Origin of the sequence: Streptomyces sp. NPDC007896, from assembly GCF_042959425.1 — a bacterium.
Lineage (GTDB): Bacteria > Actinomycetota > Actinomycetes > Streptomycetales > Streptomycetaceae > Streptomyces.
Map to the genome: position 1 here is coordinate 61,414 of NZ_JBIBKX010000006.1, position 16,830 is coordinate 78,243.

Below are 16,830 nucleotides of genomic sequence, written 5' to 3' on the forward strand. Positions count from 1 at the left end.
CCCTCAGGGCGCGACCGAGTCGAAGCCGGTGAAGCCGCTCGGGTCGTGGCGGCCGAACGAGCCGTGCTCGAAGATCCCGTGGCCGACCTGCCCGTCCAGCGTGCAGCGGGCCGCGTGGTCGATCACCCCGTATGCGGCACGGGGGTGCGCGGCCGGGTCGGAGAGGTCGTAGGCACGGCGGTCGGTCCAGTCGCGCCCGACCCAGGTGCCGTGCTGCCAGTCGTCGGCGGGCGGATAGCCGGCTCCGACGGCGAGTGGGGAGGAGGTGAGCACCTCCACGTCCAGCTCCATGGGCTTGCGGTCCCCCGGGCGGGTGAGATGAATGATGGCGGACGTGGGGTGGCGGCTGCCGGCGCGATAGGTGATGTCGGCCTGGGGCCAGCCGAGTTGCAGGTCGCGCTCCCCGTTGCGTACGAGCGTCGCGTCGTTCAGTGTCCGGTAGCCGTCGGCGTCCTCCTGGACGACGACCATCAGGAACCGGTCCTCGAACCGGACCGGGCACCACAGCCAGTGGAAGCCCTCCGTCGGGTTCTCCTCCGCGAGCCGGCCGCCCTCCTCCCCCGGGATCGGGCGCACGCCCCAACTGCGGTCGCGGGTGCCGCTCCAGCGGCCGCGCTCCAGGCGTATCTCCTCGCCGCCGATCCGGATCCAGCCCTCGCAGTGCCCCGCCTGCACGAAGCGTTTGCCCTCCAGCGTGAGCCGGCCGCCGCGCCGCTGGAGGTGGTGCGGCTCCCACAGGGCCGGGAAGTCCGCCGTCCAGGTGATCTCGTACGACAGTCCCTCCGGGTCGGCGGGATCGGCCGCGCAGCTCAGCACGAAGGTCTGCAGGGGGCGCTCGACGAGGATGCGCAGCGGGCCGACGGCGAGGCTCATCCGGTCGTCCCCGAGCGCGTCCGAGGCGCGCACGGCATGCAGGCGGTCGCCGAGTCGCAGGGTGGCGTAGGCGTCGACGACCCCGGCGTTCGGATAGACGCCGAGCCCCAGGATCAGCAGCGCCCGGCCCTGGTGGTCGAAGACATGGAAGATGCAGCGGTCGTAGGCGTTCCGGTCCCCGGTCGCGAGGTGCCTCATGGACAGGGGCACCTGGTGGACGGGGTACTCGTCGAGGGCAACGGGGCGGTCGTCGGGCACGGCAAGCCTCCCTGGGGGCATGACGGTTGACGTCCCCCGGAAGGGTGCGGCCCCCGGCGGCGCCAGTTGACGGTACGTCAGATGGCGGCCCGGGGCCAGACACCCGCACGTCGGGGCGCCCCCCGTACGGACCCACCGCGAACCCACGCTCGATTACGCGGACGGGTGACCTGGCCGCTCACCCGCGCGTTGCCCCGGTATGACCCCCACTTATGCGGCGACCGAGCGGCCTCGCCGGATCTTCGTCCCGGCTCCGGCAGAATCGGTTCGGCCGGCAGCCGCCGCGCCGCCGGCCCAGGATCCCCCCATCTACCGCGCGCTGATCCGCGCCTGGGCCGAGCGCGGCCGCACGCTGCCGGGGCGCCACGACCCGGAGTGGGTCCGGCTGACGGCGCCGCCGGTCCTGTACGGCTACGGGCAGTTCAGTGTGACTCCGGCCCCGCGAGGTGACGGGCGATGACCAACCGCTGGATCTGATTGGTGCCCTCGACGATCTGGAGGACCTTGGCCTCGCGCAGATAGCGCTCGACCGGGAAGTCCGCGGTGTAGCCGTACCCGCCGAGCACCTGGACGGCGTCCGTGGTGACCTTCATCGCCGTGTCCGTGCACAGCAGCTTCGCCATGGCGGCCTGCTTGGCGAAGGGCCGCCCCGCGTCGCGCAGCCGTGCCGCGGCCAGGTAGAGCGCGCGGCCCGCCTCGATCTGCGTCGCCATGTCCGCGAGCATGAAACGCAGGCCCTGGAAGTCGGAGATCCGCCGGCCGAACTGCTCGCGCCCGGTCGCGTACGCGACGGCCTCGTCGAGGGCAGCCTGGGCGACGCCGATGGCGCAGGCCGCGATGCCGAGCCGGCCGGAGTCGAGCGCGGCGAGGGCGATCGCGAAGCCCTGCCCCTCGTCGCCGATGCGCCGGCCGTCGGACACCCGTACGCCGTCGAAGTGGACCTGGGCGGTGGGCGAGCCCTTCATGCCCATCTTCCTCTCGGGCGGGGCGACGCTCAGCCCCTCGGCGTGGCCGGGCACCAGGAACGCGGTGATGCCGCGGGGGCCCGCGCCGCCGCTGCGGGCGAGCACGGTGTAGAAGTCGGCGACGCCGCCGTGTGTGATCCAGGCCTTGGTGCCCGTGATCGCCCACTCTCCCCCGCTCCCGGCTTCTCCCCCGCCCTCCCGGACGGCCTTCGTCCGCAGGGAGGCGGCGTCCGAGCCGGAGGACGGCTCAGACAGGCAGTAGGCCCCCAGCAGGCCGCCATCGAGCATCGCGGGCAGGTGCTCGGCCCGCTGTTCCTTGGTGCCGTAGTTCGCCAGGGCATGGCAGGAGAGGGTGTGCACGCTGACGCCGAGGCCGACGGTGAGGCGGGCCATGGCGAGCTCTTCGAGGACCTGAAGGTAGACCTCGTACGGCTGGTCACCGCCGCCGTACTCGGAGTCGTACGGCAGTCCGAGCAGTCCGGATTCCGAGAGCAGGCCGAAGATCTCGCGCGGGAAGCGTCCGGCGTCCTCCTCCTCGGCCGCCTTCGGGGCTATCTCGCGCTGCGCGATGTCACGGACGAGGGAGATCAGATCCCGGGCATCATCCGTGGGCAGTTGACGGTCCACCGGCTGCGGGGCGCGGTCGGGCATGGCGACGCTCTCCTCCCTGTCGGGCGCGTCGGCGCACGCGCGCCAGGGGTGGGGCGGCGGCGCCGGGTCTCGCGGCCCAGCCGATGCTGCCGTTCCTGGGTGGAGAACGGCCTGATCAGCGGCTGTGGCGCTGTGAGTATGCCCGCTCGGGGGCACCGAGTCACCAGTTAACGACCGCTTACCGGAAGAAAGGGGAACCGGGCCGACCGCTCCGCCCAATTGGTCCGAACCATTGACGCACTGGTCTAGTCCTCCTACTGTTCCGTCAACGCCTCACCGCGTTCATGCCAAACGGCACGCGCAGGTCCCAGCACGCCTCCCCCACACTCCCCTCCCCCACGAGGAGAACCGATGCTCCGACCGCACCGCCCCCGCTCCCGCTTCCGAGCGCTTCTGTCCGCCGCCTGTTGCGCCGCCCTCGGCGTCACGCTGCTCGCCGGCGCGGGCACGGCCACCGCGACCACCGCGGCCCCCTCGGCCCAGGAGGCCGCCGGCTCCAAGGTCGTCGGCTACTTCACGGAATGGGGCGTCTACGACCGGAACTACCACGTCAAGAATGTCGAGACGTCCGGCTCGGCCGCCAAGCTCACTCACATCAACTACGCCTTCGGCAATGTCACCGGCGGCAAGTGCGCCATGGGCGACGCCTACGCGGCGACCGACAAGGCGTACACCGCCGACCAGTCGGTGGACGGAGTCGCCGACACCTGGGACCAGCCCCTGCGCGGCAACTTCAACCAGTTGCGCAAGCTGAAGAAGAAGCACCCGAACCTCAAGGTCCTCTGGTCCTTCGGCGGTTGGACCTGGTCGAGCGGCTTCGGCGAGGCCGCCAAGAACCCGGCCGCGTTCGCGCAGTCCTGCTACGACCTGGTCGAGAACTCCAAGTGGGCGGACGTCTTCGACGGCATCGACATCGACTGGGAGTACCCGAACGCCTGTGGCAACACCTGCGACACCAGCGGCAGGGCGGCCTTCAAGAACGTGATGGCGGCACTGCGGGCGAAGTTCGGCTCCGGCAACCTGGTCACCGCGGCGATCACGGCGGACGCCACCGCGGGCGGCAAGATCGACGCGGCGGACTACGCGGGCGCGGCGCAGTACGTCGACTGGTACAACCCCATGACGTACGACTTCTTCGGCGCCTGGGACGCGGCCGGCCCCACGGCTCCGCACTCTCCGCTGAACTCGTACACCGGTATCCCCAAGCCGGGCTACTACACCTCCGCCACGATCGCGAAGCTCAAGGGCCTGGGCATCCCGGCCTCGAAGCTGCTGCTGGGCATCGGGTTCTACGGGCGCGGCTGGACCGGCGTCACCCAGGCGGCCCCCGGCGGCACGGCCACCGGACCGGCGGCGGGAACCTACGAGCAGGGCATCGACGACTACAAGGTGCTGAAGACGAAGTGCCCGGCGACGGGCACGGTCGGCGGCACGGCGTACGCCAAGTGCGGTACCGACTGGTGGAGTTACGACACCCCGTCGACCATCGCGGGGAAGATGACGTACAAGAACCAGCAGGGCCTGGGCGGCACCTTCTTCTGGGAGCTCAGCGGTGACACCTCGAACGGGGAGCTGATCAAGGCGATCAACTAGCCGGTGTCGTACATGAGTCGGGGCGGGGGTTCGATTGCCTCGCCCCTCGCTCAGGTCTCCCGGCGGGCCGCCTGCGGGGCCCGGTAGGAGGGGTCGAGTTCCTCGACCGCGCGCATCGCGCCGCCCAGCATCTTCACCAGCAGCTCACGGACCGTGTCGCGCGGCAGGGCCGGGTGGCCGATCCATTCGAGGGTCGCGCCCTCGACGCTGTAGAGCCAGCCGAGCAGCGCCATACGGGGCAGCGGCGCTACCTTGCGCCTGCCGTACGCCCCTTCGGCGATGGTCTCGACGATGACCTCGCGCACGCCCTCGCGGATGGCCTGCACGTCGGTGTCGAAGCCGACTCCGCCGGTGATGATCGTGCGGTACGCGGCCTGGTTGTGCTCGGCGTAGCGCAGATAGCCGTCGATGGTGCGGTGCACCCGCTCGGCCGGGGGCAGCTCGAGGCCGCTCGCCGCCCGGGAGATCAGGTCCGCGACCGAGTCCTCGACGATCGCGAGGTAGTAGCCGCGCTTGGACTTGAAGTAGTAGTAGATCAGCCCTTTGGCGACATGCGCCTGGCGTGCGATGTCATCCATCGACAGCGCGTCGTAGGACGTGTCGGCGAACAACTTCCGCCCGATGGCGATGAGTTCGGCGCGGCGCGCCAGTGAGCGATCGGTGCCGCGCGCCCGGGGGCGGTCGACGGCGCGCTGTTGACTATGATTCAATTCCAGCCCTAGTCTCCGACTGCCAGCGGGACGTTGGCAGTATTGCAGACCGGTACCACCCACTCGTTCGACTCTGATCGACTGGGCGCGGTCTTGGGGAGGACTGTCGTGTGGGCTCGGCCCGGCGTCCGCCGGTTCAGTTCACAGCGGGTCCGCCGGTTCGGTTCACAGCAGGCCGAGCTGGGTGACGAGCATCGCGAGGACCACGACGAAGGTCCAGCCCGCGACGTGTTCGAGGATCTTGGGGCCGTCGTCCTTGGGGCCGCCCGTGCGGGCGCGGAGTCGGGTGGCGGTGGCGGAGCTCGCGGTCATGGTTTCTCGCTGACGTAGTGGAGCGGTGACATCCCCCGCCTCACGCCGGCTCCCCACCGACCCGACCACCTTGCCACCGGAACGGGTTTCAGCGGTAGAGACCTCGGTCACCCCGAACCTCTCGACGGGACACGCCGGACACTTCGACCACCTTCGAATACCTCGCTTTTCGGCAACGATGCACCGGGGGTGTGGGTCTCCTCACAGGACAGTGGTCAGCCAACCGAAAGGTCCTCGATGAGCACGTTCCGGACGCCTCGCCGCAGAGCCCGCCTCGCTCTGGCGGCGGCGATCACGGTGGCAGCCGCCTTGACGGGGCCGGTCTCGCAAGCCGCCGGCTCCCCGTCCGCCCCCACGTCCCCGCCCGCCGCGCCCTCCCCGGGGGCGCCGGGCCTCGGCGACCCGATCTTCCCGCTCGACGGCAATGGCGGCTACAAGGTGAACCGCTACCTGCTCGACTTCGACTGGCAGGCGCCCAGGACGCCCTTCGAGGCCGCCACGACGGTCAAGGCGACCGCCACCCAGGCGCTGTCCCGCTTCGACCTGGACTTCGCGGGCAACACCCTGCACACGGTGACCGTGGACGGGACGACCGCCAAGGCCGTGCGCGACGGCGACGAACTGGTGATCACCCCGGCCAAGCCGCTCGCCAAGGACAAGCCCTTCACGGTCAAGGTCACCTACACCGCCGACCCGACGCAGATACGGCACCGCGACGACGCCATCGAGGACTACGGCTGGATCCCCACGCCGGACGGCACGGTGCTGTACCCGCAGCCCAACGGCGCCAAGATGATCTTCCCGTCGAACGACCACCCGAGCCAGCGCGCCCCGATCACCTTCCGCATCACCACCCCGCCGGGCCTCACGGCCGTTGCCAACGGCGAGCTCACCGGCCGCGCCGAGCAGGCGGACGGGCGCGTGAAGTGGACGTACGACTCGGAACAGCCCCTCGCCTCCCAGCTCGCCCAGCTGGCGATCGGCAGGTTCACCTTCGTCGACAGCACCGGGCCGCACGGGCTGCCGATCCGCGATGTGGTCCCGGACGACCTGGTCGCCTCCACCGCGCAGTACCGCAAGCTCACGGCCGACCACATCGCGTGGCTGGAGGAGCGGCTCGGTCCCTACCCCTTCAACCGCTACGGCCTCCTCGTCGGCGACACCGACCTGGGCGTGGCCCTGGAGACACAGACGCTCTCCCTGATCCCGAAGGCCGACCTGCTCGGCGACCGGGTCGGCGCCGAGCGGAACCTGGTGCACGAGCTCACCCACCAGTGGACCGGCGACAGCGTCGGCATCAAGACCTGGTCCGACCTGTGGCTGAGCGAGGGCCACGCACGCTTCTACGAGCGGCTGTACTCGCAGGCGCACGGCGGCGACAGCTTCGAGGCCACGATGAAGACGGCGTACGCGAGCCACGACCAGTGGCGCCACGACTACGGCGCCCCCGCCGAACCGACCGAACCGAACCTCTTCAAGCGGATGCGGTACGACGGCTCGACGCTCGTCCTGTACGCGCTGCGCGAGAAGGTCGGCCAGGAGACGTTCGGGAAGATCGAGCGGGCCTGGGTCACCGAGTACCGCGGAAAGATCGCCAGTACCCAGGACTACGTCGACCTGGCGTCCAAGGTCGCGGGCCAGGACCTCGACGGTTTCCTGCACCCGTGGCTCTACGGCGCCAAGACCCCGCCGATGCCCAATCACCCCGACTGGGTGGTCAACCCGGTCCAGGGCTGAGGAACCAGAGGTGAGGGACTGAGGCTGAGGGACCGAGGCCGAGTGAGGGGGCGGCACCACGGGGGTCGCCCCCTCACTCAACGGACTCCGACCGCCTTGAGCGCCTCGCTCTGCCCCGCCGACGGATTCGCCGGGAAGTACAGGTAACAGACCCCGCCCGTACCGGAGACGACGTTCCCGGAGGCGTTGTACCTCTTGGTACGGAGCCAGATGTTCTCCCACTCGCGCCGCTTGTAGACCCGGCGCACGGCGTCGTCGCCCGGCGAGGCGGGGTCATTGGCGATCACATCGCCGCCCGCGGTGAATCCGATGACGGTCATGAGGTGGCCCGAGGTCCCGTACCCCGCCCCCGTCAGCTCGGACTTCAGGAACGACTGGGACGTCATGGCCGGGATGCCGGCGGCGATCAGCGTCTCCAGGTCGGTGAGCGAGCGGAGACGGGTGACCACCCCCTGGAGGTCCTTGTACGTCGCCGCGTACGCCGCGTTGAAGGGCCAGTTGCCGCAGCCCCCGTACTGGTAGTCGTAGGTGAAGCGGGCCGCGTGGCAGACCTGCGGGTCGGCGAAGGCCGGGTCGACCCAGGCGAGTTGCTCCGCCGTGGGCCTGCGCCCCCAGTACTCGATGATCATCTGCGAGGAGGTGGGACTGCACCAGGCCTCGCCGCCGTTGTCGTACTCGGGGTACTGGCCCGCGTGGATCTCCTGGGAGTAGCGCGGGACCCTCAGCTCCCGGGCGGGTCCGGGGGTGGAGGCCGGGACGGTGAAGCGGTCGGGGATGTCGGAGCCCATCGCGCCGAGCCGCCACACGGTGGGCGTGAGCCCGGAGCCCGGGCTGCGGTACAGGGTCAGACGGAGCCGGTACGAGACGAGGCGCAGGCCCGAGGCCGCGTCGTCGATCGAGAAGGTGTCCGTCGAGATACTGCTCTTGCCGTCCTTCTGGCCGTCCACGGAGGTCCGCTTGATGTCCTGGTCGCCGGCCGCCCAGCGGCCCATCACGTACCAGGGGGTGGCGGTGCCGTCGGAGTACGTGCCCGTGAGCTCGACCTGGAGCCAGGTGCCCGCAGGGGTGCGCGCGTTCCAGGAGGCGATGGCCTCGGTGGCGGGGACGGCGAGCCGGTGGACCGGGGAGGTCCAGGTCGCGTACTCCCAGGTCGCGGTCTTTCCGCTGTGCGGGTCGGTGTAGTCCGCGGTGCCGGTCGGGGTCGCGATCACCAGGCCGGGACGGGCGGCCTCGAGGGCCCGCGTGCCCTTCGCGGTGCCGGTCCGCCAGTCGGCGTACGAGGTCCAGGCCCGGTTGTCCACGAGGCCCGGACCCGCGTGCGTGTGCGCCGCCCCGGCCGGTGTGGCCGCGGCCGCGGAGCCCGCGGTACCGGTCGCCGCCGCGGCGAACGCCACGGCCAGGAGGGCTCTGCGGGACGGCTCTGAAGCTCTGGTCATGGGTGGGGGACCCCCCGTTCGTCCGGAAGCGGCGGCTCCCCACTATGGACGGTGGAAGGCGGCTCCTGCCAGCACTTCGGCCTGTGCCGCGCCCACCAATATTGGTCGGAACCACTGGCATGACCTGCGACGCCTCGGTTCCGGCGGGGGCGCGCCGGCCGCCACTAGAGTGTTCCCCGTACAGGGGTGCGTGTGCCCGCCGGGCGGATGCGCCCGTATCTCACCGCACCTCGGGAACCGTCATTCGCGACCTCGCCGCGCGCCTGCGCGCCCTGCCGCCCTCCTGCGGATCCGTCCGTCTGATCGGCGTCGACGGGCACGCCGGCTCCGGGAAGACCACCTTCGCCGGACGGCTGGCCGCGGCACTGGGCGACGCGCCCGTGCTGCACCTCGACGACATCGCGACGCACGAGGAACTGTTCGGCTGGACCGAGCGACTGCTGCGCCAGGTGGTGGAACCGCTGAGCCGGGGCGAAACGGCGTGCTACGCGCCGTACGACTGGACCGCCCGCGCCTTCGGTCCGGTCCGCGAACTGCCGCCCGCGCCGGTGATCCTGCTGGAGGGGGTCGGCGCCGGGCGCCGGGCGCTGCGCCCGTATCTCGCGCGGCTGCTGTGGATGGAACTGGCGCGCGACGAGGCCTGGACACGAGGGCGGCGACGGGACGGCGAGGCGCAGAGCGCGTTCTGGGCCGGGTGGGTCGCCGCCGAGCGTCAGCACTTCGTCGAGGATCCCTCAAAACCCTTTGCCGATCTTCTGGTGCGGCAGTGTTCTGAGGGATACGAGGTGTTTTCGGGACCCACTGAGACCGCTGGACCGGACCAGCCCCTCACTCACGGTGACGGATCATCCGCAATGTGCTGAACTTGTGAAGAGCCTTGCGGGGGAAGTTCTCCAAGTGCCTCAACTCGGCTTGACCCGGGGGCCGTACAGGACTTACGTTCTGAATGTGCGGTCTTTCGAAGCCGCCCGCAGTCGCGAAGCCCCCGGTTGTTCCCCCGTGATCGGGGGCTTCGTTCTGCCCACACCCTCTCTTTTCGGGCGCTCCGAGCCGCGATCTGCTCACCCTCGGTCACCGAGTCAAGTGCGCCCCATCTGCTCCCACCTCGTGGAACGGGGCGTGCGGCACCCTTCGGCACGCCCATGAACCGCAGGTACGATGCCTCTCGGTGCGACCTTCGGACGGCTGCTCTGCGCACCGGTGCAACTCCCGTCCGCGGCACAGGGGTTCGACCAAAGCTGCCGACGGGCACCGGCCCGTTCGCAGAACCATCGGGGGCACGGTTTGTGGGGGACGTGATGGACTTCGGCATGCAGGGCCCGGAGGCCCCGGCCGACCTCGCCTGGATGCGAGGTGTGGACGCCTACACCATGGGCGCCTATCCGCAGGCGGAGGAGGAGTTCCGCACCGCGGTCCGGATGGACCCGGGGATGGCGGACGGCTGGCTCGGACTGCACGCGCTGCGGGTGGACACGACGACCGCGCTGCTGCGGATGTTCCGGCACCGGGACCGCTTCGGTGAGCAGCGCACGCGGCACCGGCGCACGCTCAACTCCTGGTACTGGCTGGGCTGGTGGGTGCAGCCGGTGCTGGAGAGCCCGCGCGATCTGCTGCTCGCGCACGCCTCGCACTGGCTGGACGGCCGCCATGTGCCCGAGCTGGACCGGGCGCTCGCGGGGCTGCCGCCGGTCGACGCCGATCACCAGGTGCGGTTTCTGCACGCCTGTCGGGCCTATCTGGTCAAGGACTGGGAGCAGCTGGTCCGGCACACGGATCCGCTGATCGACGACCCCATGCTGGGCATAGAGGCCGGCCTCTTCGGCGGCATGGCCCGGGTCCGCCTGGAGATGTTCGGCCAGGCGGAGCCGCTCCTGTCCTCCGCGCTGATGCGCTGTCGCAGCGAGCAGCCCCAGCGCAAGGAGCTGCGGTACTGGCTCGCGCGGGCCCACGAGGGCACCGGGCGGTCGGCCGCCGCGCTGCCCTTGTACCGGGCGGTGCACCGTGTCGACCCGGCCTTCATGGACACCTCGGCCCGGTTGGCCGCGATCTCCGAGGGCGACGGGTACGACGACGCCGCCGCCGACCTCGCGGCGATCACCCTCGCCGGGGTCGGGCAGGACGTCATGGACGGCCCCGACGGGATCGATCCCCTCTTCGGCGCCGAGGGCCGCGACCTGAAACTCTCGGAGCCCGATCCTCTCCCGCCGGGCGCGTTGCCGCCGGAGACCGACGTGGTGCGCGAGAAGGCCGTGGTGCCGGTGCAGCCGTTGCCGGCCGGGCCGACCGACCCCGCCTTACTTGACGAAGCGCTCGCCGAACTGGAGCGCATGGTCGGGCTGGAGCCGGTGAAGCGGCAGGTCAAGGCCTTGTCGGCGCAGCTGAACATGGCGCGGCTGCGGACCGGACAGGGCCTGCCGGTCCAGCCGCCGAAGCGCCATTTCGTCTTCTCCGGCCCCTCGGGCACCGGCAAGACCACGGTGGCTCGCATTCTCGGACGGGTGTTCTACGCGCTCGGTCTGCTCGGCGGTGACCACCTCGTGGAGGCACAGCGGGCGGATCTTGTGGGCGAGTACCTGGGCCAGACCGCCGTCAAGGCCAACGAGCTGATCGACTCGGCGATCGGCGGGGTCCTCTTCGTGGACGAGGCGTACGCGCTGTCGAACTCGGGCTACGGCAAGGGGGACGCGTACGGGGACGAGGCGCTGCAGGTGCTGCTGAAGCGGGCCGAGGACAACCGCGACCACCTCGTCGTCATCCTCGCCGGCTACCCGGAGGGCATGGACCGCCTCCTGGCCGCCAACCCCGGCCTCTCCTCCCGCTTCACCACCCGAGTCGACTTCCCCTCCTACCGCCCCCTGGAACTCACCTCCATCGGTGAGGTGCTCGCCGCCGAGAACGGTGACATCTGGGACGAGGAGGCGCTCGACGAGCTGCGCTCCATCGGCGGGCATGTGGTGGATCAGGGCTGGATCGACGAACTCGGCAACGGCCGGTTCCTGCGGACCCTGTACGAGAAGAGCTGCGCGTACCGGGACCTCCGTCTCTCCGGCTATCCGAACACGCCCTCCCGCGACGACTTGTCGACACTCCGGCTGCCGGACCTTATGCAGGCGTACGGGGAGGTGCTGTCGGGCCGGGGTCCCCAGGACCCGTCAGCAATGTAACCAACGTCCCTCGTCCTCAATCGCCGGACGGGCTGAACGCCGGGGCCGACCCGGGTGGGTGGGGCATCGGCCTTCGGCCTCGTCCTCAAACGCCGCACGGGCTGAAGGTGCGGGGCGACGGCCGGGGGTGGGGCGGGCCCTCGGCCTCGAACGCCGGATGCGCCGAGGCTCTCAGGGGCGCGGGGAACCGCGCGAGCAACCCCCACCGCCCCGCAGCCGAACAACCAGGCGTAGGGGGAATCGGGGCGTAGCCCCGGTCTGGGGGTGTGGGGAGCTGCGCGAGCAGCTCCCCACACGGTGGCGTCAGGTTGCCAGGGCCTGCTCCGGGGCCTCGCTGAGGCGGGCTTCCGTGAGCGGCGTGGCCACAGCGGCAGCGCCCACGTCCCGATGGGCCGGGTCGCGCACCTCACCGACCAGGAGCTCCAGGACGTCCTCCAGTGTGACAAGACCCAGAACCTTCCCCGACGCGTCCGCGACCTGCGCGAGGTGCGTCGCGGCGCGGCGCATCACGGTCAGGGCGTCGTCCAGCGGGAGTTCGGAGCTCAGGGTGGTCATGTGCCGCCACAGGTGCTGGGGAACCGCCCGTTCGGACTCCTCCAGGTCGAGTACGTCCTTCACATGGAGATAGCCCATGAAGGCGCCGTTCTCCGCGACCACCGGGAACCGGGAGTACCCGGTGCGGGCGGTGAGCGCGACGACCTGGCCGGGAGTGACGGAGGGGCCGACGGTGACCAGGGAGTCGTGGTCCAGGAGGACGTCGGTGACCGGGCGGGAGCCCAGTTCCAGGGCGTCTTCGAGGCGTTCCTGCTCCTCGGGGTCCAGCAGGCCCGCCTGACCGGAGTCCTCGACGAGCCGGTTGAGCTGCTCGCTCGTGAAGACCGCCTCGACCTCGTCCTTGGGTTCGACCCGGAAGAGTTTCAGGATGAGGCGGGCGCATGCGCCCAGGGCCACGGTGACGGGACGGCACAGGCGCGCGAAGGCCACCAGGCCGGGGCTCAGCCACAGTGCCGTCTTCTCGGGCGCGGCCATCGCCAGGTTCTTCGGGACCATCTCGCCGATGACGAGGTGGAAGAAGACGACGAGGGCGAGCGCGATGACGTATCCGAGGGGGTGGATGACCCCTTCGGGGAGGTGCACGGCCTCGAAGACGGGCTCCAGCAGGTGGGCGACCGTCGGTTCGGCCACCGCGCCGAGCGTCAAGGAGCAGATGGTGATGCCGAACTGGGCCGCCGCCATCATCTGCGGCAGCCGCTCCAGGCCGTACAGGACCTGACGGGCCCGCGCGGACTCGAGGGGTTCGATCTGACTGCGCCGCACGGAGACGAGCGCGAACTCGGCGCCGACGAAGAACCCGTTGGCGAGCACCAGCAACACGGCGAACAGGAGTTGGAGCACGCTCATCGGACGGCCTCCGGCGCGGCAACCGCGTCGGCGGTCCTGACCAGCCGGACCCGTTCGGCCCGGTAGTGCCCGACCTGGCGTACCGACAGACGCCAGCCGGGCAGTTCGGCCTTGTCGCCGGGGGCCGGGATCCGGCCGAGCAGATCGGCGACGAGGCCCGCGACGGTCTCGTACGGGCCCTCGGGCACGTCGAGGCCTATGCGCTGCAGGACGTCGACCCGGCAGCTGCCGTCCGCGTCCCAGGCGGGCCGCCCGTCCTCGGGCGCCACGGCGGCGAGCTCCGGCAGGTCCTTGGCGTCATGCTCGTCGCGGACCTCGCCGACGAGTTCCTCGACGATGTCCTCCAGGGTGACCACGCCCGCCGTACCGCCGTACTCGTCGACGACGACGGCGATCGGCTGCTGGTTGCGCAGCTGTTCGAGCAGGGGCTGCACGGGCAGTGTCTCCGGGACGAGCAGCGGGGCCTGGGCGATCCGGCCGACGGGGGTGCGCAGCCGGTCCTGGGAGGGGATCGCCAGAGCGTCCTTGAGGTGCGCCATGCCGACGATCTCGTCGATCCGCTCCCGGTAGACGGGGAAGCGGGAGAGGCCGGTGGCGCGGGTGAGGTTGACGACGTCCTCGGCCGTGGCGGAGGACTGGAGGGCGCTGACCCGTACCCGCGGGGTCATGACGTGCTGGGCGGTCAGGTCGGCGAGCGAGATGGTCCGTACGAAGAGATCCGCGGTGTCCTGCTCCAGCGCGCCGGCCTGGGCCGAGTGCCGGGCCAGGGAGATGAGCTCGCCGGGGGTGCGGGCGGAGGCCAGCTCCTCGGCGGGTTCGACGCCCAGGGCCCGTACGAGCCGGTTGGCGACGGTGTTGAGCGCGGCGATCACCGGCCGGAAGAGCCGGGAGAAGACGTGCTGCGGGCCCGCGACGAAGCGGGCGACCTGAAGCGGCTTGGAGACCGCCCAGTTCTTGGGCACGAGTTCGCCGATCACCATCTGCACGGCCGCGGCGAGCAGCATGCCGACCACCACGGCGACACCGGACACGGCGCCCTCGGGCACTCCGAGCGCCGTGAAGGGGCCATGCAGCAGTTCGGCGAGCGCGGGTTCGGCGAGCATGCCGACGACGAGCGAGGTGATGGTGATGCCGAGCTGGGTGCCGGAGAGCTGGAAGGACAGCTCCTTGAGCGATTCGACGACCGTGGCGGCCCGTCGGTCGCCTTCGGCCGCCGCCTTCTCGGCGTCGGGCCGCTCGACCGTGACGAGGCCGAACTCGGCCGCCACGAAGAAGCCGTTGGCGAGAATCAGCAGGAACGCCGCCCCAAGGAGCAGCAGGGGGATGGTCATGATGCCGCCGCCTCGATATGTCGGGAGGGGGCGGCGCAGGTACTACAGGACGATCCGTCCATCGCTGGAGGGAGTCACTCCTCGGGTAGCAGGGGGCCTCTGAGTCACCAGGTGGAAAATCAGCGGCGGAGGCGCAACGAAAACGCCTCCGCCAACAGATTAATCAAGACATGGGCCCGTACGGCAGGGTGGAAGGCCGAGAGTCAGCCGTGATGTTGCTCCGGGTCGCCGATGGAGCGGGCCTCGGCGAGCGCGCGCAGGGCGCGCGCGTCCTCGATCGCGCGCTGTTTGGCGATGCCCGGCTGGATGCCGAGCACGGGCAGGCTGGTGCCGTCGCTGAGGTTGAGGAACACCCAGGGGTCGCCGGGTCGCAGGTTGACCTGGAGGATCTCCGCCCACTCCAGGTGTCGCCTGCTGGTGATGTTCACCACGGTGACGCCGGTCTCGTCGGCGACGACCTTGGGCCGCGAGAGCATCAGCAGGACACCGAAGAGCAGCGCGCCGATGAAGACGAAGCTGAGCTTCTCCCCCGGGCTGAGCTGTTCGAGGAGCATCGCGACCGTCGCTATGACGACGAAGATCGCGACGCCGGCGGTGAGCAGCACGGCCCGGGTGAGGGACGGCCGGAACGTGACGGGGAGCGTGGGAAGGTCGGGCATGGCTTCGGTCGGGGTCCTCAGAGGCGGCAGGCGTGGATGGCCGTGGTCAGGATGGCCCGCGCGCCGAGCGCGTACAGGTCGTCCATGATCTGCTGGGCCTCCTTGGCGGGCACCATGGCACGGACGGCGACCCAGCCCTCGTTGTGCAGCGGGGAGATGGTCGGCGACTCCAGGCCGGGCGTGAGCGCGACGGCCTTCTCCAGGTGCTCGGCGCGGCAGTCGTAGTCCATCATCACGTACGTCCGTGCGACCAGGACGCCCTGGAGGCGGCGCAGGAACTGCTGCACCTTGGGCTCGGCGTCCTCGGAGGTGTCGGCCCCGACGCGGCGGATGACGACGGCCTCGGACTTCATGATCGGCTCGCCGAAGACCTCGAGGCCCGCGTTGCGCAGCGAGGTGCCGGTCTCGACGACGTCCGCGATGATCTCGGCGACACCGAGTTCGATCGCGGTCTCGACGGCGCCGTCGAGGTGGACGACGGAGGCGTCGATGCCGCTGTCGGCGAGGTGCTTGGCCACGATGCCCTCGTAGGAGGTGGCGACCGTCATGCCGCCGAGGTCCTCGATGCCCTTGGCGGTGCCGGGCTTGGTGGCGAAGCGGAACGTCGAGCGGGCGAAGCCGAGCGGGAGGATCTCCTCCGCGTTGGCGCCCGAGTCGATGAGCAGGTCGCGGCCGGTGATGCCGATGTCGAGGCGGCCGGAGGAGACGTAGATCGCGATGTCGCGGGGGCGGAGGTAGAAGAACTCGACCTCGTTGCCCGGGTCGACGATGCGCAGTTCCTTGGACTCCCGGCGCTGCTGGTAGCCGGCCTCATGCAGCATCTCCGCCGCAGGGCCTGACAGGGAACCCTTGTTGGGGACGGCGATGCGCAGCATGAGGTCGGCTTCCTTCGTTCGTGCGTACGAAACGTACGGGATTGCGGGGTTTACGGCTCAGAGGTGGGCGTACACGTCGTCGAGGGAGATCCCGCGCGCCACCATCATCACCTGAACGTGGTAGAGGAGCTGCGAGATTTCCTCGGCGGCGGCGTCCTTGCCCTCGTACTCGGCGGCCATCCAGACCTCGGCGGCCTCTTCGACGACCTTCTTGCCGATGGCATGGACGCCCTTGCCGACAAGTTCGGCAGTACGCGAAGTGGCGGGATCGCCGGTGGCGGCCTTGTGCTGGAGCTCGGTGAAGAGCTCCTCGAACGTCTTCTTGGACATGATGCTGCCCACCCTACGCGCTACCGCCCCTGCCTCAGTGCCAGGGTTCGGATACTGAGCGCAGTGTGGCCGCGGTCGCCACGGCGGCGGTCACCGCCTCATGTCCCTTGTCCTCGTTGGAGCCCTCGATGCCCGCACGGTCGAGGGCCTGCTCCTCGGTGTCGCAGGTCAGCACGCCGAAGCCGATGGGGACACCGGTGTCGATGGAGACCTGGGTGAGGCCCTGGGTGACGCCCTGGCACACGTATTCGAAATGCGGGGTACCGCCGCGGATGACGACGCCGAGCGCGACGATCGCGTCGTAGCCGCGGCCCGCGAGGACCTTGGCGACGACCGGCAACTCGAAGCTGCCGGGGACCCTGAGCAGGGTCGGCTCGTCGATCCCGAGCTCGTGCAGGGCGCGCAGCGCGCCGTTGACGAGGCCGTCCATCACCTTTTCGTGCCACTGTGCCGCGATGACCGCGACGCGCAGGTCGCCGCAGTTGCGTACGGACAGTTCAGGTGCACCCTTGCCGCTCACGTCTCTCCTCAGTGC

The 16,830-nt window shown here is 70.5% G+C and carries 15 protein-coding genes; 4 read left to right on the forward strand and 11 right to left on the reverse strand.

All coding sequences use genetic code 11. From position 1 onward, the window contains the following. Positions 1-3: 3 nt before the first annotated feature. Both ACFZDJ_RS20420 and ACFZDJ_RS20425 read right to left on the reverse strand, forming a co-directional pair. A complete protein-coding gene (locus ACFZDJ_RS20420; protein WP_391060648.1) occupies positions 4-1,131 on the reverse strand; it encodes a hypothetical protein in 1,128 nt (375 codons plus the stop codon). Positions 1,132-1,553: 422 nt separating this feature from the next. Beyond that, positions 1,554-2,747 (reverse strand): acyl-CoA dehydrogenase family protein, encoded by a 1,194-nt coding sequence (locus tag ACFZDJ_RS20425; RefSeq protein ID WP_391060650.1) that lies wholly within the window; start codon positions 2,745-2,747, stop codon positions 1,554-1,556. Between the two features lie 351 nt (positions 2,748-3,098). Between ACFZDJ_RS20425 and ACFZDJ_RS20430 the strand changes: the two genes are divergently transcribed. Then, positions 3,099-4,340: a glycosyl hydrolase family 18 protein gene (locus ACFZDJ_RS20430; protein WP_391060652.1), complete on the forward strand. Its 1,242-nt coding sequence runs from the start codon at positions 3,099-3,101 to the stop codon at positions 4,338-4,340. Between the two features lie 50 nt (positions 4,341-4,390). Here ACFZDJ_RS20430 and ACFZDJ_RS20435 read toward each other — a convergent pair whose 3' ends face one another. Continuing rightward, complete coding sequence (locus ACFZDJ_RS20435; protein WP_391060654.1) at positions 4,391-5,050, reverse strand: TetR family transcriptional regulator; 660 nt, start codon at positions 5,048-5,050, stop codon at positions 4,391-4,393. A gap of 165 nt (positions 5,051-5,215) precedes the next feature. Further along, entirely contained in the window at positions 5,216-5,362 is a 147-nt protein-coding gene (locus ACFZDJ_RS20440; RefSeq protein WP_107096575.1) for an SCO1431 family membrane protein, read from the reverse strand. A gap of 237 nt (positions 5,363-5,599) precedes the next feature. Here ACFZDJ_RS20440 and ACFZDJ_RS20445 point away from each other — a divergent pair, with 237 nt between their 5' ends. After that, on the forward strand, positions 5,600-7,099 hold the full coding sequence (locus tag ACFZDJ_RS20445; protein ID WP_390936596.1) for a M1 family aminopeptidase: 1,500 nt from the start codon (positions 5,600-5,602) through the stop codon (positions 7,097-7,099). Between the two features lie 77 nt (positions 7,100-7,176). On the opposite strand, the gene ACFZDJ_RS20450 is transcribed toward ACFZDJ_RS20445, so the two are convergent. After that, on the reverse strand, positions 7,177-8,535 hold the full coding sequence (locus ACFZDJ_RS20450; RefSeq protein WP_391060656.1) for a C39 family peptidase: 1,359 nt from the start codon (positions 8,533-8,535) through the stop codon (positions 7,177-7,179). 119 nt (positions 8,536-8,654) lie between these two features. Here ACFZDJ_RS20450 and ACFZDJ_RS20455 point away from each other — a divergent pair, with 119 nt between their 5' ends. Continuing rightward, positions 8,655-9,398, forward strand: coding sequence for a uridine kinase (locus tag ACFZDJ_RS20455; RefSeq protein WP_391060658.1), 744 nt, complete (start codon positions 8,655-8,657; stop codon positions 9,396-9,398). Between the two features lie 435 nt (positions 9,399-9,833). Further along, a complete protein-coding gene (locus ACFZDJ_RS20460; protein ID WP_391060660.1) occupies positions 9,834-11,699 on the forward strand; it encodes an AAA family ATPase in 1,866 nt (621 codons plus the stop codon). A 303-nt stretch (positions 11,700-12,002) separates the two neighbouring features. On the opposite strand, the gene ACFZDJ_RS20465 is transcribed toward ACFZDJ_RS20460, so the two are convergent. The 6 genes from ACFZDJ_RS20465 to ribH all read right to left on the reverse strand — a co-directional run bounded on the left by ACFZDJ_RS20465 (position 12,003) and on the right by ribH (position 16,815). Then, positions 12,003-13,100: a CNNM domain-containing protein gene (locus ACFZDJ_RS20465; RefSeq protein WP_391060662.1), complete on the reverse strand. Its 1,098-nt coding sequence runs from the start codon at positions 13,098-13,100 to the stop codon at positions 12,003-12,005. Beyond that, entirely contained in the window at positions 13,097-14,431 is a 1,335-nt protein-coding gene (locus tag ACFZDJ_RS20470) for a CNNM domain-containing protein (protein ID WP_391060664.1), read from the reverse strand. Before ACFZDJ_RS20470 ends, ACFZDJ_RS20465 begins: the two co-directional genes overlap by 4 nt. Positions 14,432-14,634: 203 nt before the next feature. Then, positions 14,635-15,090 (reverse strand): PH domain-containing protein, encoded by a 456-nt coding sequence (locus ACFZDJ_RS20475; protein ID WP_384917990.1) that lies wholly within the window; start codon positions 15,088-15,090, stop codon positions 14,635-14,637. A 17-nt stretch (positions 15,091-15,107) separates the two neighbouring features. Continuing rightward, positions 15,108-15,965, reverse strand: coding sequence for an ATP phosphoribosyltransferase (hisG, locus tag ACFZDJ_RS20480; RefSeq protein ID WP_390936605.1), 858 nt, complete (start codon positions 15,963-15,965; stop codon positions 15,108-15,110). Between the two features lie 57 nt (positions 15,966-16,022). Next, positions 16,023-16,295 carry a phosphoribosyl-ATP diphosphatase gene (locus ACFZDJ_RS20485; RefSeq protein ID WP_015661856.1) on the reverse strand — a complete coding sequence of 91 codons (273 nt, stop codon included), beginning with the start codon at positions 16,293-16,295 and terminating at the stop codon, positions 16,023-16,025. Between the two features lie 34 nt (positions 16,296-16,329). After that, positions 16,330-16,815, reverse strand: a complete 486-nt coding sequence (gene ribH / locus ACFZDJ_RS20490; protein WP_067366149.1) for a 6,7-dimethyl-8-ribityllumazine synthase — start codon at positions 16,813-16,815, stop codon at positions 16,330-16,332. Between the last annotated feature and the right edge of the window lie 15 nt (positions 16,816-16,830).

Bases quoted from the DNA above. Each gene is read 5' to 3' on its own strand.
- ACFZDJ_RS20425 (WP_391060650.1), bottom strand. From the start codon at position 2,747: ATGCCCGACCGCGCCCCGCAGCCGGTGGACCGTCAACTGCCCACGGAT.
- ACFZDJ_RS20430 (WP_391060652.1), top strand. From the start codon at position 3,099: ATGCTCCGACCGCACCGCCCCCGCTCCCGCTTCCGAGCGCTTCTGTCC.
- ACFZDJ_RS20440 (WP_107096575.1), bottom strand. From the start codon at position 5,362: ATGACCGCGAGCTCCGCCACCGCCACCCGACTCCGCGCCCGCACGGGC.
- ACFZDJ_RS20445 (WP_390936596.1), top strand. From the start codon at position 5,600: ATGAGCACGTTCCGGACGCCTCGCCGCAGAGCCCGCCTCGCTCTGGCG.
- ACFZDJ_RS20450 (WP_391060656.1), bottom strand. From the start codon at position 8,535: ATGACCAGAGCTTCAGAGCCGTCCCGCAGAGCCCTCCTGGCCGTGGCG.
- ACFZDJ_RS20455 (WP_391060658.1), top strand. From the start codon at position 8,655: ATGACCTGCGACGCCTCGGTTCCGGCGGGGGCGCGCCGGCCGCCACTA.
- ACFZDJ_RS20460 (WP_391060660.1), top strand. From the start codon at position 9,834: ATGGACTTCGGCATGCAGGGCCCGGAGGCCCCGGCCGACCTCGCCTGG.
- ACFZDJ_RS20465 (WP_391060662.1), bottom strand. From the start codon at position 13,100: ATGAGCGTGCTCCAACTCCTGTTCGCCGTGTTGCTGGTGCTCGCCAAC.
- ACFZDJ_RS20470 (WP_391060664.1), bottom strand. From the start codon at position 14,431: ATGACCATCCCCCTGCTGCTCCTTGGGGCGGCGTTCCTGCTGATTCTC.
- ACFZDJ_RS20475 (WP_384917990.1), bottom strand. From the start codon at position 15,090: ATGCCCGACCTTCCCACGCTCCCCGTCACGTTCCGGCCGTCCCTCACC.
- hisG (WP_390936605.1), bottom strand. From the start codon at position 15,965: ATGCTGCGCATCGCCGTCCCCAACAAGGGTTCCCTGTCAGGCCCTGCG.
- ACFZDJ_RS20485 (WP_015661856.1), bottom strand. From the start codon at position 16,295: ATGTCCAAGAAGACGTTCGAGGAGCTCTTCACCGAGCTCCAGCACAAG.